The following is a 20,805-nucleotide window of genomic DNA, read 5'->3' on the forward strand; positions in this document are numbered from 1 at the left end:
TAGAGTTTTACTTTTATAACTTTCTATCTTTAATAAGCTTTTAAATACTTTTGCGACTTTTTTGGTATCGGAATTAAAATTATTTTAGTAAAAATCATTTTTAATTTAATGAACAAATTCTTACTTATATTTATTACTATTACTTCCATCTTTGGAAAGAATCACTATATAAGTAATCACATCAAAGTAAAAACTTATATTCAAAATATAACCGAGCAAAAAAAAGATTCATCAAATAAAAATCTAATCGTAAAAAACTCTCTCACAAATGATTTCAAGTTTTCATCTATTAGTAAAAATGAATTGAATTTTTCGGACTACCGTTACTCTGGAAATTTCTTCTCAATAATTCCTTTTGGATTTTTAAGAGATTTAGGTTCTACTGGACAACCAAGCGAAGTCTTATTGTATGGACAGGGATATAATAATTTATCTTTATTAAAAAATGGAATACTGCAAAACAATCGACTGTTTAATTCTTTTGATTTGTATTTACTGCAAACAGAAAGTATTGATACAATTGAGATTATACCTTTATCAAGGGGATTTTTATATGGAATAAATAATTCTGCATCAATAAATTTTATTTCAGATAACTTTCCGCAATCAAAATCTTATTCTCGTATAAGATTTTATCAAGCACCAAACGAAGAAGGATTAATCGATGGAATCTTCAAAATAAAACTAAATGAAAAAATTAATCTGTCCACAGAAATTACAAATCAAAGTATCGATCCATATTATAGAAATAGTGATTACAGTTTATGGCAGGGAAGTATTAAAGCTGATTATATTTTAAAAAATAATTTTATTCTATCTTCAAGCTTTTATCATATTAAGTCAAATGTACAATTAAATGGTGGTGTTAATGCAGATTCTATAAGAAATGTTTATCCAGAAACAGAATTTAATGATGTTCTTTATAATAATATTTTAGCTCCAGTAAAATATTATAATAGATATCAAAAAATAACATCAAATAATTTTGATATAAGATTAATCGGAAAACTAACAGAAAATTCTTATTCGGATTTTAGTTTTTACTATAAAAATAATTTAATTGAGTTCAGACAAAATGATACTACCAACACTAACTATCAAACAAATGCAGAAAAAATTTTTCACAATAATAAATATAAAACTTTTGGTTTGAGATTCAGGCAGGATGTTAATTTCTCTTTTATTAATTTAAGTCTCATTAACGAATTCGAAAACAACAAATTTTTTACAAATTTATTATATGAAACAAATTCAATAAACACTTATTCATCCAGTCTTGTTCTCTCTTCAATATTGCCTGGTAATATCGGTACGCTTTCAATTTTTGGGAAATATTTAAACTACGACAGAAATGATTTTTATGGAATGGGAAGTGATATTATTCTTAATCCTGGTGAAAAATTTCAGATTTATTTTGGTGCTTCAACATTCCAGAAACCATACAATTTATTTGAACAAAAAAATCTATCGAACAATCTTTTAGCAAATAAACAAAGTAGTAATACAATAGAGCTTAAAACCAGTTATAATAGCGATATCATAAAAATTTCACTGGGATATTTTTACACATCTACATCAAATAAACCAATTTCAGCAATAATGCAAAAAGAACCATTAATTAACGATGAAGGATATTATTTCAATACAAGTAATGTTCAATTAAAAGGGATTAATTTATTACTCAGTACAAAACTCTGGAAGATTTTATTACACGCAAACACAAGTTATTACTTTTCAGAAGAAGATAGAAAAATATTTAGCATACCAGAATTTACATTTACTGGTGGATTTTATTTTGTTGATTTACTCTTCAATTCCAATCTTTATATAAAAACTGGAATAAACTTTTATGCATTCGGAAAACGAAATAGTAATTTTATAGATTTTGAAAAAAATATTTCTTCGGCATATAGATGGCTTTTAGCTCCAAACATTTGGTCAATTCCATCAATGCCAGATGAAATTTATAAATCTGAATTTCAAATTGACTTTTTTACAGCTGGTAGAATTAAAGGGAGAGCAATAATTTATTTTGTCTTCGAAAACATATTGAACAGAAAATATTTTATTGTACCATACTATCCAAAACAACCACAAGGATTGCGAATTGGAATAGCCTGGGAATTTTTAGATTAACTCAGAATAATTATAAATATTTTTTTGATATCTCTGATAATACAACAGCAGAAGCAGATGCTACATTTAATGATTCTGCATTACCAAAACGTGGAATTGTAATTTTTTGATCTGATATGTGCTGTAAATTTTCTGTTGGTCCATTAGCTTCGTTCGAGAAAACTATTACTGAATTATTTTTTAATTTATACTCGTAAATATTAATGCCTTTCAAATCGGTACAAAGAATAATATAACCATAATTTTTTATTACTTTTAATATCTCATAAAAATTATTTAATTCATAAATATCAATATGGAATACAGAACCAGCCGATGCTCTAATTACTTTCGGATTATAAATTTCTGCACAATCTGGACTCAATAAAATATTTTTTACACCAAACCAATCACAGTTTCGAATTATTGTCCCGAGATTACCTGGATCAGATATATTTTCAAGAGCGACAATAAATTTTTCTTTTGTAACATTTTCTATTTTAAATTCTTTATTACGTAATTGAAATACACCAACAATACCCTGGGGAGACTTTGTATCGCACAACTTTTCAAATTGATTTTGTCTTACTACTTCTACTTTCAAACCTTTTCTTAAAAGATTTTGGATTTCCGAATTATTTTTTTCGGAATACAAAGTAGAAGTAATAATAACTTCGCAATTATAATTCCAGTTAAGTGCTTCATTAATTAAAACCGATCCTTCAACTAAAAATTTTTTATATTCCTGTCGATATTTTTTATGAAGAAGGGATGAATAATATTTAATTTGATTTTGAGTTAACATTGCAAATCTTTTTAGTTCAATATAGGAAAAAATTGAAGTGAATTAAAATACAATCAGTATTGCAATGAAATATAAAATATTAGTAGATTTGAGCCATCAAATTTGAAGCTCTTATTAAACTTGTTTATAATTATAAGCTGGCGTAGCTCAGCTGGTAGAGCAGCTGACTTGTAATCAGCAGGTCGGGGGTTCAAATCCCTTCGCCAGCTCTTAAAGCCCGAAAGTAAAATTCGGGCTTTTTTGTTATTTATTCATTGGTTTTTCTTATAATCAATTTTTACAATCTAAGAGCATCAAAAAAGTTGAAGATGCTGCTCAAATTATTTTATTTAATGAGACAGACTTGAATTTTATAACCATTGATAACAGAAATAGAGTACAATTTTATATTACAATATTCCATGTAACACCACCATGACCTGGCCAAAATCTGCTATTAATTTTTCTAATCTCAATCATTTTAGGAACTTCTCCTCTTAAGTTAGGATATAACCGATAGGCAGCTTCATCACCTGGCTGCAGGGCATAATGACCATCTGTAATAAAAATTTTGCAATTAAGTCTTTTTAATACATTAAGTAACCATATCCCTGATGATTTACCACCTCCCCCACATCCTCCTCCATAACGTACATGTATAATATGAGAAATATTATAATTCTTCGATAATAAAATTCTTGAACAAAAAGGTTCATTTTCTACAAATGCATAAATAACTGGATATGTAAATTCTCCTAATTTATTTGATTCAACTGCAATTTCTAGAAACAAAACTTTCCCAATTACAACACTTTCGTCGGGGTAACAAACAATATCTGGATCAATGGGTAATTCTAACTTAGGTAATTCTTCAATACAATTTACTATAACTCTAGTTCTTCGATCATTATAAATAGCTAATGTATCAAGAAATGTTGGTATTGCCCATGGGAAATAATCAGTGTAAATATAAAAGTTTGGAAATATATTTTCCTCTATAGATGCACGGTTTATTTCAGCATATCTTTTAGACAGGTAAAGCAAAGGTCTGAAATCTTCACAAGCTGAAGGATACCACGCAATATTTATGGGTTCATTAAATGAATCAAGATATTTTTTCAAATTCCCATTTTTATTCCCATTCAGTCGATATAGTAAATCTTTTGACATAAGCCCTCCTGTATTTTTTGTTAATGTTTTGTAAATAAAAGAAGTCCTGTCTTGCCAGAAATCGAGCGAAGCCTTTTATCCGTGACTATGCGAAGGGGTGATTTTTCAATACTCTTACAAAACATCTCATCCACATCTCAAATTGTTTGTATTTATAAAATCTTCTGGTGTATTAAAGGCCGTAAGAAATAAAGGAGTCCCAGCAAAAGATAATGGCGAAACAGGTCCAATAGTCATAAAAGCATATTGTCTGGACGCAATATCAAAAGCACTATGTGGGTCACGAAACGATTGGTAAAGTTTAAGAGCATTAGGATCTCCACCAACGATTTCTTTCAAAGCCATAAATTCTGTCCCTAAAGCCAGACCAAAACCAAAGAAAAAGATTCTCAGTTGTCCAATGATTTCTCTATGTAAACTTGATAAAGTTTGACTAATAAACATCCATCCAAGACCGTATTTTCTTGTAGTTCTAACTGCATCAAGAAGTGAAAGCCTTACACTTTCTTGTTTTTCGTTTTCGATTTTTTCTCGTGGAGCTAATCTATGAGCTTCATCTAATATCACCAGAGTATTTAAAAATCTGTTTTCGCGATAAGCGCTTTCAGCGGAATAGGTTAGTCCATCTAACAACCTTTTTATAACTAATGCTTGAATAGTTTCATTCCAGAAAAGTCCTGATGCTATTTCTTTAGACAAATCTATAATTACAACGGGACGATTAATTTTATTCAAATCAAAAGTTTGTTTGATAAGATTATCAACACTAATAGAACCTTCACGATCTTTTCTGAATAACTCAGTTATCGGTTTCCAAAAATTATTAAAAAATTCATCTCTATCACTTTCTTGATAAATCATCTTAAATCTATCTCGAGATTGTTCAGATCTGTAAAATTGTCGTTGAACATTTTCATCGCCAAGAATTTCCCAAGCACAATCAAATGACTCACGCCGATATAAATTTTGTAATGTAATATGTGCCTTTTGTAATCTTTCTGCTAAAACTTCAGATGCTATTCTTCTATTTTCACCTTTTGGGATAGAGAGTCGTTCAAAGAAAGGAGACTCGAAAAAAATTTCACTAAAAAGATCCCATCTATCTAAAATCAAATTCCTTACACTTTTTATAATTACTTCTTTCTTCAAAGAAGAAAGGACATTTGATAAATCTAAAGAGAATCCTTCATCCCTAATTTCTCCTCTGGCATCTTTTGAAAACTCTCCCTGCGGATCTATTACAAATATAGCCATATTATGGTATTTTGCGTAGGCTAAAAGAATCATCTTGGCCAGAACTGACTTCCCAGAGCCCGTTTTACCAAATATGCCAATATGGTATGCCTCACCGGCACCATTTTCACCTGTGTCAAAATGTTTAAACCAGAGAGGCAATTTTGGTGTTGAGCCGTAAACATGTCCCAAATAAAATATTTCTTTTTTATATCGATCCAATAAACTGTTTAAAATCTGGTCAGATACTAAATAGATGAAAGTACCGGTTGCAGGAACAGTACCTAGAATACCCGGTTCATACCCATTACCTATATCACTAAATACTGCACTTACTGTCATTTGTCCTAAATGTGTATCCTGCAGTCCACTTACAGGATTAACTTGACCTCTTTGCCTTGCAAGTGACCTCATTGTTGGATCTTCAAGCCAGATATTTTTTAATTGGACCTCTGTTATTTGTCCTAACGCATAATGAGGCTTACCATCCTGAGAAAATCTAAAAAGTGCAAGCTCGCCAACTAATTTTTTACCAACCGCAGTACCAAGAATATCTAAAGTAAGCTCACTGGTAGAAGAAGGGGAACCAATAGTTCCGATTCGTTCAGAGGAACCAATTAATTGTTCAATATTTGTTCCTTTATTACTCATTTTTTTCTCCTTTTTATCCCCTCCAAAATTTTATTGTAATTTTAATAATTGCCCATAATGAATAACCAGAAATAGCAGGCCAATACCACCATGTCATTTCTGAAGGTGGAAAAGCAGCCTTTAAGGCTATTGCTGCAGTTCCAACGCCAAAACCTACGTCGCTTAAAACATCAAATATTCTGTATAGAATTTTCCTTTCAACTTTTATAGGAAATTCAAAATGTATATTTAAAGATTCTTTATTATCTATTCTATCTGGTAATTCTGTCTTAAAGGAAAAAGAAGTCCAAGCATCTCTTTCTAGAATCGATGAAATAATTGTGTAAGACTCTTCATCATAACGTGAAGAAGCTTTCAATTCGTATACAGGAGGAGTAGAAAAAATTTTCTCATCACTTAATAGCTTTACTACATATTGAGGTGGCTTCAAGGTAAAGTATGTGCTAAATCCAAATGAGTAATACTCTCCTTCTGTTAACTTATAAAAACTTTTTAATGTAAGTGGATCATATTCTGGCAAAAGGATTTTACCTTTTTTATCTTTAAAACCCTCCATAAAACAAAACATAGGGAAATATTCATTCCCTTCAGGAGACCTAAGGTGTAAAGAATTTAAAGAATTGCAAATCTGAATAAATGCCGACTTACTATCCCCTTTATAGGCAATGTATGTATTATCTAGCATTGACCCTATAAGAGCATAAGCCTTGCCCCATTTTTCGCAGGCTATTTCTTTTAATACCCTTGTAAAATCTTGTTCACCGTAACGGATATAATTATTAACCTTAAAATAAAAGTGAGCTACATCTTCATTTTTATCACCTGATTTGTAAGCATGCGTCAAAACTCCTGTGCGTATTGGATAAACTATAATCCATTCCCATCCCGAATCTTGTTTCTCTTGATATAAATAACAAATTACTACTTTTTTGTTTTTTAATTCACTGGCTTGACTTTTGTTCTTTATTGGAAGTATCGCTTTTAAATTTTCATCTAACCATCTTATTTGATATCTAAAATGCATAACTATTTCAGATGGTAGTGATAAAACTTCAAAAATGTCCGTTATATACTCTTTTGTTGCATTTGAACTCATTAAATAAATACAATCATTATCCATACCCGTCATCCTCTTTTAATTCTTTATTTATTTTTCTATTCAATATTAAATATCTTGTAACCCTTCTTTTCAACATTAAATATCTTGTAAGAGTTTTTGCTTTTTTAGCTCCTTCAGATTCTAAAATATCCTTGCGTGAAACAATAAAATCTGGACACGGATTAGCATTTTCCCCAAACTGTTCTTTTGTTAAGTCAACAATACGACCATCCGGTAGTTTATTCCAATAGTGATGATAATGCTTACAATATAATATTTCACCTCCAAAAAAATCCTGGATAATTAAAGCTGTAATTGCGCATTGACCAAATGCAGGATTATCAGGGGACCATTTTTCTTGGTCTGGTAAATAACATGTTTTCCGGGACCATGCTTTCTTTAAAATACTTACTAAAGTTTCTAAATCCATATTATCTCCCGCTTTCTGTTCTATACCCATGCATACTGAAAAATATCTCTCCTATATCCCCTTTATGTAATTCTGTCATTCGTCTGGTAGCTGTCTGTCTGAAGGCAGGGATAGCCCCTCCAAGATGTTTTACCATTCGGTCTGCAATATAAAGAGGATAAGGTTCTATAATTCCTGGTGTTCCTGATTGATATTTAAGACCCTGAAGTAATATAGCTATACGAGAATTATTTTCGGCAACAGAAGAAGCTATCTCAATTCTAAAAACTGGGGTCCAATTATGTGGTCTGTAATATATAACATAAAGTCTAGTTATTGCTGAAATAATCTCATCTTTCAATGTTTCAAGTTTTTTCTCATTGGAAGGAATTCTCAAATGCCAAGTTTGTTGAGGTTTTTCTAATGGAATTGGTGAAGTAAATTCACTTGGTAATAAAATAGTATTTAAAACTGCACGGTCATCGTAATGAGATGGCCAATTAAACATTTTGCCTAATTCTCTTCTCGTTGTGTATTTTGGTAAACTCACCCACATTTTATCGGTTCTTGAAGATTCCAAAATAGTTTTATAATCTTCAAGAAAGCCTCCGAACCTTTTTTCCAGTTCTTCGCCAACTTCTGTGTAAATGCCTTCGTTTTTCCATTCCAGCATTTTGTTTATTGCCTGGTTCATATATATTAAAGGTGTTGTAAGAGAACCATCCAAGAAAACTATATCATGAGGAGCCTTTGCAGCCAGTTCAAGTTCCATCTCCATCATAACTCCTCTAATAATTGTACCTGTATCAGGATCATGCTTTTCCGGGTAAATAAACACTCTATGATAGGGTTTCTCCCAGAACCTTTTTTCGGAAGGTGGGGTTAAGCCTTCAATTGAAACTGCTGCGCAAGCAACAAAGTCAGTTGCTAAAAGTTTCTCAACTGCATAAGAACCATCTATTCCGCAAGTTGTAGGTGGAGACACATAGGGTAATTCTGTATCTTTTTTTAGAATATTTTTTTGTTCCAATTGTTCACGCAACCTAGCTTTATTATTTTGGATTTCTTTAAAAGCATCATAAAGCTTATCTCCAACTTGCTCACTTTTAGAAAGCATTTCTTCTACAAGGGCTTCAGGAAGTTCTGCAAAAAGAATTTTGTTAGATTTTTCCAATTTACATCTCCATCAACATATTTTCTATTTTTTTAAAAAATTTTTTGCTTTTAAAATTTTCCCATCCAGGCATTCTTTCTGCTCTTGGCAAAGCCCATCGGTATTTCCAGTACTCTACAAGCTCATCAAAAGAACGGTCAAGCCAAATAGGTTTATGATTACTGTGGATAACTTCCTGTAGATTTTTTACTAGAGGGAACAAATAGAATTCTCGCTTAATCCCATGATATTCATACTTTGATAAACCCAGATGTTCTAAGCCAAGACTTATCAGTTTAAGCTTTCTTGAGGGTCCATGCCCATATCCCCTGGAAATATCAATACCTTTTTGAGATAAAAATTCTAAAATTTCTTGATATAAACCTTCTGGAATATGAAATGTACCTGATCCTTGCGTATAACCTAAAGACATAGCTACAATGTCATCATTGTATTTTAAACGATTATATATACTACTTTTACCAAAAGCACTCGTAGTAGTAATAAATAAAAGTTCTGGTTTTAAAACCCGTTTTTGTAAGATTGTTACAGTATTATTGTATTTCCTTCTGTACGAATCTCTTATCTCATTACAAGTTAAAGCAAGAGCAACCATTTTCCCACCCAATAATTCATTATAAGGTGGTAAAGCACCAACCCTCTGAGCGTGCATTGATTTGTTCACCCAGACATCTAATTCAGTATTAGGAATTCCTAAATATCTATCCCTAACTGACATCTTCAAAACAGGACTTTGTAAACATATTAAACCAAAAGGAGCATCATGTGTATTATCCCACAGTAAAAATCTCATCTGACGACCATATGATCGTTGATAAGGAATGCTCCACCAAACTAAATTCCACCATCTAAATATAATTTCCTCAAGAGATCCTGACTTAACCTCCCTCAATTCTAAAGAAAGCTTTTCTGGATTAATATCTGAACCGTCTCTACAATATTCTTTCACCTTTTCAATAGAATTTAACAAAAAATTTCTATGTAGTGATAATTGTTCAAACCTTGCCTTTTGCTGAATCCGTCGATATATTGTTTTACTATATCTTGCTGGTCGCACATGGGGATTTATTTTAAATCCCTGTTCTTCCAAAGCCTTAACAATTTTATTTTTTAATGCTATTTTGTTCATTTTATTAAAACAACTATTTCATATAATTTAACTCTTTACAATATTGCATATATCCTTTTTAAAATTCAACATTTATTACGTTAAAACAGCATTCAAAGTATAAGCTTATAAAAATTACAGAACCGATAAATATATACTCCATAGTATTACGTTTAAGGAATTATTTCATTTCTATGATATAAAAAGCATAACATTATTTAAATCATTTTTACACACACTAAAACTAAACAGATTTTAAATTACTGCATAGTATTAAATTAATCGAATGTAACTAAATGTTTGAGTATTAATAACATTTTACTCTGATATCAATTTCTTTCTATAGTTTTTTAAATGAGCTATAATTTTAAGTAGAGTGATATAACTTTCGTATAATAAAGATCGATATGGTTTTACATATTAATTGAAATTAATTTATAGTCTTAACGAAGTTTAAATATCTGCAAATTTAATAATACTCATGCAAATGACTTCTTTTCATTAATATTTACAAATCCATAAATCCCAATACCGAGAAAAAAACTGACTTCAAGAACAGTTGAGCTTCAACTGAATAATTAATAGTATAAAAGTAATTTCCCTAATTGCTCGAAAACCAGTTGCTACTCAAATATCGCTGGACTCTACTTACAATTGCAACACCACATGAAAAAGAATCCATACCATAAATTATACTTACATTCCAAACTGTTTTATCTGGTTACGGCTCAAGTATATTGAAATATAAATTCATTGCATATCTAACGGAGACAAGAAAAGTTCTAAACTGTAAGATATGTCCGAACTGGCGAATCTCCCAAACGAGCTAGCCCAAATACTAAAACTCAACTAATAGAAATCTGAGTTAGTGTGTATTATATCCTGTTGTGAATGTACTCATAAATTTACTAGCAATAACATAAACAGTGTAACCAAAATGAGCATTGGATTTTAATTTTTAGTTAATAACATAGTGTATATTTCCTTTAAGACTATTTCAAATATCACAAACCCACATATAATTTTCGTGAACTCTTCATTGATACAAATTAGCGCTATTAGCAATTCATCTACTATTGACAAAAACTTTTGAGCAAATACTATTTAAATATCTCGAATGAGTGTAAATGTAAGGTAGCGCGTTGGCTGACTTTTGAGATTATATCAATTATTTCCTAAATATATCCATGCATCATTCATGATAAATACGAAACAAAAATGAAGAAATAAATAATGATTAATAAAACAATAATTAGAAAAAGAATGATCATTAGCACTTTATGAATGAAAAAAACTACTCTAATGTTCGGGTGCATTTTCTAATAGAGTGACATTACGTGAATTCATATAAGCTCCGAAACCCTCTGCTGAATTATGAAGTTTGATACCAGCTATAATTGAAGGAACACCAATTAATGCTCCAATGATAGAAAGACAATAAATAACCCCAAAAATAATCTCAAGCATTCCAATGAATTTCATATCTCCACTCATCTTCATCAATATATTTTGGAGTGACGGAGATAGCACAAATTCTGTTGATGATGTTGAAGTTACATTGTCCATTATGCCCCTCTTATTATTTGATGGATTAGTTTGACCAAATGGTGAAAAACATTAACAACATAAAAGTAGTCCCGCTGAGGACGGAATTTGGGTGACCAAAAAAGGTGATTCTTTTATGCTGTGTTAGGTAATGTTCAGTGCAAGATGAAATCAATATCCAATACAGATATTTCTTTATCACCATCTATATCTCCATTATCAAGTGTTTGAGCACACTCATGGCAATTATAGATTGTTTTTAGATATTTTTTTTCCAATAACGGAGGAATCAAGTCATAAAATTTTTTTTCATTCGGGTATAAATACTTGAAGAACTCGTAAAGCCCCTTTCTACCTTTTAACAAATTACATTTTTGGCATGACCATATCTGATTGTGAATACCTTGGATTATGTCACACGTTTTGCAGTCGGGTTTAATATTCAGAGATCGTGGGACAATATGCTCTTTCTGAAGATTACTTTCAGTTCCACAGTATATACACTTCTTTTTAGAATCAACTAACTGCCAATCCTCACGTGTAATCTCTGACCAAGATTTAACACCGTTTTTTAATTCTCGGAATGTTTGTTTAATAAATCCGTAGTGCTGTCTTTTTGCCTCTTTGCCGTCAGGTATGCCAAAGGATCTTCTGGCAATAATTTTGGCATATTGGTAAAATATCAAATCTCGGATTGTCTTTACATCTTTATCTGGCATTTTTAAAACTTCCTTCTATTGTTAGAATTTCACCTATCGTCTTAGTGTATTTGAAGTTTCGAGCTAATAGGTAAAGAATTTGGACAAAATTGCATAGCACAGAAACCTTTTATCTATTATTAGCCGAAGTATCAGTATTCTTTTTTTCTTCTTCAAAATTTCTTTCAACGTTAGCCTTTAGCAGATCACGTTTTCTCTTTAACCGATTAACAATTTTGTCATTCTCTTCATTGACAATACTTAGGAATCTAGAAAGATAGTTTTCTTGAACAACATCAATGTGATAAGTTCCTTGGAGTGTTTTGGATTGAATTTCTTTGTAGAATGTCAAATGCTTTCTCTCATATATTCTGTAATTCCTACCTTTTACACGGCATTCAAATATTTGACCAGAAAATAATAATATTGGATATACTATTCCAAGATGGATAAAATCTTTTGTATCTTCTTCTAATACAATACTCCTTTTCAGCTCGGATGAATAAAAATCTGTCGCCTTTATAAGGCCTTCGATTGATTCATAAAGTCCTTCATGTGAAACTTCCCACTCAATTTTTTGGTTTCTATTTCCTTTAGCGATAATCCTTGGTCTCATTTGACAGAATTGTCGTGCAATCCATTTTACTTTAAAGTAATGATGAAATTTTTCGAAATGAAAGTAATCTTCTATTGAAGTAACTCCTTCTGATTCTGACTCTTTCTCATAAATACCATCTGGGTAACCATCCAAATCAATATATCCAAATACTAATTCAGGAATTGGATTTTCCTGAGTAAAAAATACTACGGGTGTCTGATTGTTTTTGCATTCTATTAGGAGAATAGTTTCAAATATATCTGTGAATTCGTTTCGATATAGAGAATTTAATTTAATAGCATGTACATCTATTTCTCTTGATTTGCCTGTATCTTGGTCTTGATATTGCTCATTTGGAGTAGTAAGGAAACCATGCCTTTCAATAATTGGGCAGATTCTTTGTTCTAACAGATACCCTGAGTGTTCGATAGCTTTTTTAATTTGTTCTGTAGTAGGCTTAGGTAAATCAAAGTCATTTGGGATTACTGCTTTATTCATAAGATTAAAACCTTTTTAAATGATATTTCTGCAAACGTACAGTTTGATATACAAAGAGTGTGGTAAAGCCGAGCATTTGGATATGAACATAAGACCGAACCGTATGCCAATGTTATATGATCAAGCCAAAGGTGAAGCAAGGAGCAGAGCAATAAAGCGTTCTTCTCCATAATTGTTCCCTTATTCATACCCATCTCCTATAGCATTCCATTTGTCCCTATAATTTTCATAATCTGTAGGTTGTAACCAATAACTATTTTTATCATTCTTACTATTTGTACGGATATATTCTTTTACTTCACTAGAGCTAATAATAAACATCTCTGGTTTATCATCATGCACCTTTCTACATATTATCACGTACTCCGCTATAAGATTATCCATATTGTTACCAAAAGGAACAGGATTTTTTTTACTCAATGTTTTAACCTGAATTGTATGAGTTCGCTTTGCGTTTTGATTATAAATAACAATGTCTATGCCTTTCGCATTTCTTGAAGTTGGTAAGACATTCCAACCTCTCTTTGATAATTCATAACATACATAATAAAGACCCATGTTTCCAACAATTTGATTAGTTCTATTATGGTTATTGACCTTTTTCATATAAAATTTCCCTCCTTTAAATGGTACGAAATATCTTCTAACTCGGTTATATTCGATCCTTGTTCAAATATCCTCCTAATTTCTGTGATATAGACAAACCTGTTTATGTGATAACACTAAATAGATGAATCTTTTCTGAAATAAAAAATCTATCTCAAATTATTTTCTCTTTTATTGGTCTATATTTAATTTATCCAATTGACTAAAGAATCTTGCTTAATCTTTCGTTATTACTTAAGAAAAATCTCTGCAGTCTTGTTACTTTTATGTCCAAGTAGATTTTGAATATACCTTAAATTAACATTTCCTTCTAAAAAATAAGTATCAAAACTATGTCTTAGAGTATGAACTGCTATTGTTAATATTTCAGAAGAGCCCCAGTCTTTTGTAAATATTTTTTCAATCGTTCGAGTTGTTTTATGTTTTTCTTTCCCCTTGCTAGAAAATAACAATTTATTTTGCCAATATTCTTTCCAGAAAATCTTTTTCAGAGCACCATTTTTGTAGAACAATACATATTTAATTTCGGAATGCAAGCGATGTTTTTGGACAGTTTTTATCTTTTCTACATGTGTAGGATTATATGAAGAATAAAACCAGACCTTGTTTGAATTGCCCATCTTAATGATTTGTAACATTGAAATACTATGTTAACAATTTCAACTTATGAAAAACCTTTCAATAATTCAAACAATTTTTTAGAGAATACAGTAGAATGATCTCTAATCAATACCATCTATTAAAATTCCAAACAAACATTATTTTCCCATCTCAAAGATTAGCTCAGTATATCTTCTGCAGCGTTACACATATTAATATCGATATTTGTGAAGTGCAAGCTAAAGAGATCAATTTGTGTGGGTGAAGTATAACATAATCCGTGTTAGCAATGACGAGTAAATTACTGAGCTGCTACTTTGACAACATCATAGGTAGTTGAATTTTCTTACTTTGAAATTACCTTACACCCATTATGATTTTGATTTTCAAATTGTCACCTTATGATTGTTTTTGAAAAAATAAAAACCGATACTTCCATCAATGTTATTTTCTGTAGATACAGTTCTTCTACACTTTTCGACATGTAACTCCACCAGCATAAAATCATATAACTACCATTAAACTTAAATCCAGTTGTACCTAAATTCTCATTGTAAAATTTAAACTATACTTATACTCCCTACCAGCATGAAAATTCCTACAAGAATCAGAAGAAATAACTTCTTCATAGTATTACCTCCATTGATTGTTTTAGACTAACTGGTTGTAAATGCCCTGTGACTTTATTAATTCTAAAGTTAAAATATTTTCAGATGCCATAGTGCATACACTTTGTTGTTTGTTTTACCGCTTACTCAATCTTTAGTTCTTTTCTCTTTATCTGTCGATACTTTTTCAAATAAATGTAAACAATTATTGGGAAGTTCTATCAATTGAAATAATTATATACTGATTGACAGTACCCCAGTCAAGAATTGGTCGTTATTGTTATTTATTAAGAATTAATTTCCCATTAGTCCTAGTGAGAAAACAACAATGGCAAACATATTCCAAGCCTAGGTGAAGTCCTATTGACAGGTATGAAGATTTTTTTTTGAAAATGCGAAAGCAAACATATAAGTCCCCAAATTCCTGACGAAACAAAAACATAACTCATTTGAATAGGAATACCAAAAATTCCAGATGAAAAACCAGTGATAAACTTCAAATGGAATTGCCTTGCAACCAGTTTTTTCGTTTGCTATTTGAATTAAAATGTAGAATAAAGTTCCTCTAAATAATAGCTCTTCAAAAACTACCGTATTAATTGTCACCCATGTAGATGATAAAAAATCCTTTACATAAAATTCTGAATTTATTATACAGTTGTTGTTAGTTAGAAATGTAATTGTTCGGCAATAAATAGTAAAAATTATTGCGAATATTTTGAAACAAAAATAAAATTGAGTAGTCTTTCAGTTGTTAGCTTTAGTCCAATGACATCTAAATCTTTCTTGTTGAGCAGCCCTAAAAGTATCCAAGAAATTGTAAGTTGAATTAGTATTTCAATCATTTAATAAGATTATTAATTATTAATCATCAATTCTAAGCAGCGTTGCTGATAATATTTTACAATCACCCACAGGTGATAATAAAATGGACTGTACTATCACACAAGAATAAATGTTGATAGATGCACTGTATTAAATTAATTCTAAGTCAATCTCCATCGTGACAAACGACTGGTAGCAGTTCGGGCTTTATTCCTCTTTGTTATTTAAAAATTCGTCTGTAAAGTGTCCTCTTTCTTGTGGTTTTGAAAATTTGTCTTTGTTATATGTCTGTGATTTTCCTTTTGGAATTGACAATGAAATCCAACCATTTTCACTTAGCATTTTTCCCAGAAATACAATTTGTCCAATATGATAAGAATAATGTGCTAGTTGTCTGTTTATAGCTTCGATTACGGTATGTCCCTGGTTACGTATGTAAACAATTTTTTCAAGGTCTTCTGTTTTCAATGAGTTTATAGCATTAAAAAGACAGGTCCAACCTTCATTCCACTTTTCTAAAAGTTCTTCTCTGCTTTTAATGTCGTTTTCAAATTCAGCATCACGGTTTCGCCATTCTTTTTCTCCGTCAGAGCTCAGAAAGTCTGTCCAACGTGAAAGCATATTTCCCCAAAGATGCTTTACAATTATAGCAATACTATTGCTGTCGTCATTGTACTGCCAAAACAATTTGTCGTCCTGAACTTGTGAAAATGTTTTGTCGCCCAGCATTTTATAATATTCAAATAGTTTTCTTACACTTTCTAAATAATTATTTGTCATATTATAATTCCTTTTTTGTGTTTTTTAATCCACTTGAATAATATACTTGTCTGTAATATTGCATATATATCTAAAATGCAATTTGGGTTTCATCATAAACTTAAAAATTGTGAACAAATATTTTATTCCAGTATGAATAGATCAGAACTAATAAATAATTATTCTTAACTATTACACATCAAAAATAATTCTTTTAAAACAGAAAAATTCTTTTTTACTCCAGCTTAATCTTTTCCTTAATTAACTTTTAACAATTAAATAAAAATATAGTTAAAAATGTATTGCTCAATTAATTCAACTACTTAAGCAAATAAAAAATTTTTCTTTCTCTTCCATACAACAAACTCTCGATTCTGTTCGTTTTTTGTTTCTCAATGTTCTAAAACCCTACTTTGATTTTTATAATAAAAATATCTAATAATTCTAAATTATGGTTCATTCTCATACAGTAGAGAGTGTATATATCAACTCTCTTTAGAACAAATGGAATGACCAAAACTAATTTTTCTACAATATCAACCGAATTATATCAAATGTAGGATTGTCATTGTTGCCACTTTTAGTTTCATTTGTTTTCTCATCGTAATAATAAGAGTTTTTTTGTCTGTGTAAAGCCAGAAGTCCGCAATTGGTAAAAATAGACTCCGCTAGAAATGCCAGATGCAACCCAATGTATTCGGTAATAACCAGCAGGAAGATAATCATCAAAGAGAATTGCTATTTTCATTCCGAGAGAATTGAAAATAACTAAACTGACATTTCCGTGCTCTGCAATCGAAAACTGTATTGTAGTTCCAAGATTGAATGGGTTCGGATAGTTTTGATACAGAGCATACGTTGTCGGTATGTCTGAACCGATTTGTTCAACAGACATAGGTCCAATTGTTGTAAAACTCCAGATAGCAGAATAAGAACTTGTACCACCGGCATTCGTTGCATTAACTCGCCAATAGTAAAGTGTGTTGTTGGCAAGTCCTGTTACCTGATGTGTTGTGTCGGTAATACCACTCTGATCATAAACAAGTAATGTAAAACTGGAATTTGTTGAAACCTGCAATCGATACGAAGTAGCTCCTGTAGAACTATTCCAGGTCAGTGTAGGATTAATATCAACACCTGTTGAACCATTCAATGGTGAAACTAATGATGGTGCCATTGGTGCTGCAATAATTGTTGTAAAACTCCAGATAGCAGAATAAGAACTTGTACCACCAGCATTTGTTGCATTAACTCGCCAATAGTAAAGTGTGTTGTTGGCAAGTCCTGTTACCTGATGTGTTGTGTCGGTAATGCCATTCTGATCATAAACAAGTGATGTGAAACTGGAGTTTGTCGAAACCTGCAATCGATACGAAGTAGCTCCTGTAGAACTATTCCAGGTCAGTGTAGGATTAATATCAACACCTGTTGAACCATTCAATGGTGAAACTAATGATGGTGCCATTGGTGCTGCAATAATTGTTGTAAAACTCCAGATAGCAGAATAAGAACTTGTACCACCAGCATTTGTTGCATTAACTCGCCAATAGTAAAGTGTGTTGTTGGCAAGTCCTGTTACCTGATGTGTTGTGTCGGTAATGCCATTCTGATCATAAACAAGTGATGTGAAACTGGAGTTTGTCGAAACCTGCAATCGATACGAAGTAGCTCCTGTAGAACTATTCCAGGTCAGTGTAGGATTAATATCAACACCTGTTGAACCATTCAATGGTGAAACTAATGATGGTGCCATTGGTGCTGCAACAATTGTTGTAAAACTCCAGATAGCAGAATAAGAACTTGTACCACCAGCATTTGTTGCATTAACTCGCCAATAGTAAAGTGTGTTGTTGGCAAGTCCTGTTACCTGATGTGTTGTGTCGGTAATATCACTCTGATCATAAACAAGTGATGTGAAACTGGAGTTTGTCGAAATCTGCAATCGATACGAAGTAGCTCCTGTAGAACTATTCCAGGTCAATATAGGATTGGTATCAACACCTGTTGAACCATTCAATGGTGAAACTAATGATGGTGCCATTGGTGCTGCAACAATTGTTGTAAAACTCCAGGTGCTTGACCAGTTACTTGTTCCACCGGTATTCGTTGCACTCACACGCCAGTAATATGTAGTACCATTTTGTAATGGTCCCACCTGTTTAAATGTATCAGTAAGTGTTGAATCATCAATGATCGACAGAAAGTTAGGAGTTGTCGAAAGTTGAACTCGATAGTTCATTGCTCCGGATGATCTGTTCCACACCAGTGAAAGAGAAGTAGAAACTCCCATAGCCCCATCCGCAGGAGAGATAAGTGTAGGTGTCGCCGGTGCATTTTCTATCTCTTCGATATAGATAGGAACTGAGGAGAGTGTTAGAGATATCTGTCCATTTAATACATTGACAATTGATGTTTCAAATGTGGGATTGCCATATGCATCAAGAACAACTGACCCATTTGAATCAAGAACCGGAACAGCTTTTGTAACCTTTACTCTGGTAGATGTAAAACCAGTCAATGTCTCGCTACCACCTGCATCGTTCCAAATAACATATACCGGCTTGCCATTCACAGTGAATCGAAAATTCCCAGCTGTTTGATTTTGCGCAGAAGCCGAGTAGCTATTCTGAATGGAAATGGAAAATGCATCAAGCTTTTCGGCAAGTAGTTTATGTGTATAATACACTGCTTTTTTAGTCGTTCGATCAATATCAACAAAGGCTACAGTTGACCTCCAGTCAGATTGGTCGCTGTAGTAAAAAACCCAGAAAAACTTACTAATGCCGTTTGCAAGACAGTAAGTAGATTGTTTTACCCACCAGCTTGCTTGATATTCTGAAGATTGATCTGGCCATGGTTGTCCATCCGGACCTGTGGATGTTCCAGAATATGTTCCTGTTTCTGTCAACCAGATTTCTTTTCCCGAAAGTCCATACATCGAAAGCAAGTTCTTCCAGTAATCAAGATAATCTTTGATATCCTTTGTGTATTGTCCTACGAAAAAATGGAAGTTAAAGATATCAAAGTAATTTGCAACATTAGCACGATTAAAAGCCCCTTTCCAGAATAGGTCAATTTGATTTGCAAACCCTCGCGAGTCGTAAATTGGCGAAGCACCTCCTATCACAATTTTTACATCAGGATAAGCAACTTTAGCAGTGTCGTAAGCAGCTTTGACTGTTGTCATAAAATCATCGTATGTTCCAGGTGAGTCACCAAACGTTAGTCCCTCGGGTTCATTACCGATTTCATAATACTTGATGGGATACAGCAACCCGGGCATATCGTTAATACCATCTCCATCATATCTTTCTACCAACTTTGCGATAAAGCGTTTGAAGGCAGTCATATTATTTGGTTTGTTGTAGTTCCCGTTATTCTTTCCCGGCTGATCCCAAGGGGTGAATGGATGAACTAACACAAGAAGTTGTAAATTTTCTGCCTGGATCCTTTTCACAAACGAATCTGGTCTTGCCCAATCATACGTTCCCGGAATGGGTTCAATGAACTCCCATCTGAATTGTCCACCCATTGGGGAAAGAGTTCTATTCCAGGCAATATTCATGTTGCGAATTCCCATAGCTTCCCATCGGTAAGCCGAATCTAATTGAAGTGTAGTTAAGCGAAAAGGATTTGCAGTTTCAAAACCGTTCATCCCAAAATGGGAGCGTTCAGAAGGCGTCCATGTCTGTCCATAAGCTTCAATTTTAAACAACGCATATATTAGAAAGAGTATTATAAGCAATGCTTTCATTTGCTTATCACTCCTTAATTCTTTGTTTTTTGTATTATCAATGTTATTAGTTTGGTTTTTTGATATAAAAGATAGTATTAAAGAGTTATATCCAAACATTCGAGCAAGTACTATAAGGTATAAGTTTTCTATGTCAATGTTATACAGTATTGTTCAATACTTAACCTCCCCTTACCTCCTTCTTTGTTAATGCATTTATAGTTTCATAGATGGTTAACTAACTTTCTCAAATCTTAATCTGTCTTTCTACATTCAAATGTATTATATCAATAAGTTTTTACAATCCATTCTCTCCATGAAATTTACTACTAAATAAAATCTTTTATATGCAAAACTTTTTGTCATTATTGAATTTAATCAATCTTAAAGTTGTTTTTTAAAAGAAATTAAAGTCTTCAAATTACCTGTCATAAAAGTTATTCTTTAATGAACTTTCAATTTCTGTATACTGCAGGAAGATGTTTCAATTGCCCCTGGTACGGATTGTTTGATTGTCTGCCTAAGCTGTTCAAGGATTTTCTGAATGTCTGGATAAGAGGGTAATACACGTTAATGTATTTAAATTTCAAGT

15 protein-coding genes and 1 tRNA gene are annotated in these 20,805 nt (G+C 31.9%); 2 read left to right on the plus strand and 14 right to left on the minus strand.

All coding sequences use genetic code 11. From position 1 onward, the window contains the following. Window positions 1-108 precede the first annotated feature (108 nt). The gene (locus VJY38_RS04840; RefSeq protein WP_353679540.1) at window positions 109-2,136 is read left to right on the plus strand and encodes a putative porin; all 2,028 of its coding nucleotides are present in this window, start codon (window positions 109-111) and stop codon (window positions 2,134-2,136) included. A 10-nt stretch (window positions 2,137-2,146) separates the two neighbouring features. Here the strand turns inward: VJY38_RS04840 and VJY38_RS04845 are convergent, their stop codons facing one another. Beyond that, on the minus strand, window positions 2,147-2,920 hold the full coding sequence (locus VJY38_RS04845) for a TrmH family RNA methyltransferase (protein WP_353679541.1): 774 nt from the start codon (window positions 2,918-2,920) through the stop codon (window positions 2,147-2,149). Window positions 2,921-3,056: 136 nt separating this feature from the next. Between VJY38_RS04845 and VJY38_RS04850 the strand changes: the two genes are divergently transcribed. Continuing rightward, window positions 3,057-3,129 (plus strand) — tRNA-Thr (locus VJY38_RS04850). Window positions 3,130-3,304: 175 nt separating this feature from the next. Here VJY38_RS04850 and VJY38_RS04855 read toward each other — a convergent pair. From VJY38_RS04855 to VJY38_RS04915, 13 genes are all read right to left on the minus strand, one after another. Then, on the minus strand, window positions 3,305-4,069 hold the full coding sequence (locus tag VJY38_RS04855) for a DUF7663 domain-containing protein (protein WP_353679542.1): 765 nt from the start codon (window positions 4,067-4,069) through the stop codon (window positions 3,305-3,307). Window positions 4,070-4,195: 126 nt separating this feature from the next. Next, a complete protein-coding gene (locus VJY38_RS04860; RefSeq protein WP_353679543.1) occupies window positions 4,196-5,953 on the minus strand; it encodes an ATP-binding protein in 1,758 nt (585 codons plus the stop codon). A gap of 13 nt (window positions 5,954-5,966) precedes the next feature. Continuing rightward, on the minus strand, window positions 5,967-7,073 hold the full coding sequence (locus VJY38_RS04865; RefSeq protein WP_353679544.1) for a hypothetical protein: 1,107 nt from the start codon (window positions 7,071-7,073) through the stop codon (window positions 5,967-5,969). Next, window positions 7,066-7,482, minus strand: a complete 417-nt coding sequence (locus tag VJY38_RS04870) for a YunG family protein (RefSeq protein ID WP_353679545.1) — start codon at window positions 7,480-7,482, stop codon at window positions 7,066-7,068. Before VJY38_RS04870 ends, VJY38_RS04865 begins: the two co-directional genes overlap by 8 nt. A gap of 1 nt (window position 7,483) precedes the next feature. After that, window positions 7,484-8,635 carry a DNA double-strand break repair nuclease NurA gene (locus VJY38_RS04875; protein WP_353679546.1) on the minus strand — a complete coding sequence of 384 codons (1,152 nt, stop codon included), beginning with the start codon at window positions 8,633-8,635 and terminating at the stop codon, window positions 7,484-7,486. Between the two features lies 1 nt (window position 8,636). Next, entirely contained in the window at window positions 8,637-9,764 is a 1,128-nt protein-coding gene (locus tag VJY38_RS04880) for a Druantia anti-phage system protein DruA (RefSeq protein ID WP_353679547.1), read from the minus strand. 1,278 nt (window positions 9,765-11,042) lie between these two features. Beyond that, the gene (locus VJY38_RS04885) at window positions 11,043-11,309 is read right to left on the minus strand and encodes a DUF5362 family protein (RefSeq protein ID WP_353679548.1); all 267 of its coding nucleotides are present in this window, start codon (window positions 11,307-11,309) and stop codon (window positions 11,043-11,045) included. Window positions 11,310-11,443: 134 nt separating this feature from the next. Beyond that, a complete protein-coding gene (locus VJY38_RS04890) occupies window positions 11,444-12,007 on the minus strand; it encodes an HNH endonuclease (RefSeq protein WP_353679549.1) in 564 nt (187 codons plus the stop codon). A 109-nt stretch (window positions 12,008-12,116) separates the two neighbouring features. After that, window positions 12,117-13,082 carry a hypothetical protein gene (locus VJY38_RS04895; RefSeq protein WP_353679550.1) on the minus strand — a complete coding sequence of 322 codons (966 nt, stop codon included), beginning with the start codon at window positions 13,080-13,082 and terminating at the stop codon, window positions 12,117-12,119. A gap of 180 nt (window positions 13,083-13,262) precedes the next feature. Further along, a complete protein-coding gene (locus VJY38_RS04900) occupies window positions 13,263-13,688 on the minus strand; it encodes a hypothetical protein (protein WP_353679551.1) in 426 nt (141 codons plus the stop codon). Between the two features lie 230 nt (window positions 13,689-13,918). Further along, the gene (locus tag VJY38_RS04905) at window positions 13,919-14,326 is read right to left on the minus strand and encodes a tyrosine-type recombinase/integrase (protein WP_353679552.1); all 408 of its coding nucleotides are present in this window, start codon (window positions 14,324-14,326) and stop codon (window positions 13,919-13,921) included. 1,602 nt (window positions 14,327-15,928) lie between these two features. Beyond that, window positions 15,929-16,501: a DUF1572 domain-containing protein gene (locus VJY38_RS04910; RefSeq protein WP_353679553.1), complete on the minus strand. Its 573-nt coding sequence runs from the start codon at window positions 16,499-16,501 to the stop codon at window positions 15,929-15,931. A gap of 577 nt (window positions 16,502-17,078) precedes the next feature. Beyond that, a complete protein-coding gene (locus tag VJY38_RS04915; RefSeq protein WP_434968559.1) occupies window positions 17,079-19,418 on the minus strand; it encodes a T9SS type A sorting domain-containing protein in 2,340 nt (779 codons plus the stop codon). Between the last annotated feature and the right edge of the window lie 1,387 nt (window positions 19,419-20,805).

The sequence above is a fragment of the Rosettibacter firmus genome, from assembly GCF_036860695.1.
Taxonomy (GTDB): Bacteria; Bacteroidota; Ignavibacteria; order Ignavibacteriales; family Melioribacteraceae; genus Rosettibacter; species Rosettibacter firmus.

What these genes read in the sequence shown, in the direction of transcription:
- VJY38_RS04900 (WP_353679551.1), bottom strand. Translation starts at nt 13,688, where the DNA reads ATGAAAAAGGTCAATAACCATAATAGAACTAATCAAATTGTTGGAAAC.
- VJY38_RS04880 (WP_353679547.1), bottom strand. Translation starts at nt 9,764, where the DNA reads ATGAACAAAATAGCATTAAAAAATAAAATTGTTAAGGCTTTGGAAGAA.
- VJY38_RS04840 (WP_353679540.1), top strand. Translation starts at nt 109, where the DNA reads ATGAACAAATTCTTACTTATATTTATTACTATTACTTCCATCTTTGGA.
- VJY38_RS04845 (WP_353679541.1), bottom strand. Translation starts at nt 2,920, where the DNA reads ATGTTAACTCAAAATCAAATTAAATATTATTCATCCCTTCTTCATAAA.
- VJY38_RS04895 (WP_353679550.1), bottom strand. Translation starts at nt 13,082, where the DNA reads ATGAATAAAGCAGTAATCCCAAATGACTTTGATTTACCTAAGCCTACT.
- VJY38_RS04910 (WP_353679553.1), bottom strand. Translation starts at nt 16,501, where the DNA reads ATGACAAATAATTATTTAGAAAGTGTAAGAAAACTATTTGAATATTAT.
- VJY38_RS04855 (WP_353679542.1), bottom strand. Translation starts at nt 4,069, where the DNA reads ATGTCAAAAGATTTACTATATCGACTGAATGGGAATAAAAATGGGAAT.
- VJY38_RS04885 (WP_353679548.1), bottom strand. Translation starts at nt 11,309, where the DNA reads ATGGACAATGTAACTTCAACATCATCAACAGAATTTGTGCTATCTCCG.
- VJY38_RS04870 (WP_353679545.1), bottom strand. Translation starts at nt 7,482, where the DNA reads ATGGATTTAGAAACTTTAGTAAGTATTTTAAAGAAAGCATGGTCCCGG.
- VJY38_RS04905 (WP_353679552.1), bottom strand. Translation starts at nt 14,326, where the DNA reads ATGTTACAAATCATTAAGATGGGCAATTCAAACAAGGTCTGGTTTTAT.
- VJY38_RS04865 (WP_353679544.1), bottom strand. Translation starts at nt 7,073, where the DNA reads ATGGATAATGATTGTATTTATTTAATGAGTTCAAATGCAACAAAAGAG.
- VJY38_RS04860 (WP_353679543.1), bottom strand. Translation starts at nt 5,953, where the DNA reads ATGAGTAATAAAGGAACAAATATTGAACAATTAATTGGTTCCTCTGAA.
- VJY38_RS04915 (WP_434968559.1), bottom strand. Translation starts at nt 19,418, where the DNA reads ATGTATGGACTTTCGGGAAAAGAAATCTGGTTGACAGAAACAGGAACA.
- VJY38_RS04890 (WP_353679549.1), bottom strand. Translation starts at nt 12,007, where the DNA reads ATGCCAGATAAAGATGTAAAGACAATCCGAGATTTGATATTTTACCAA.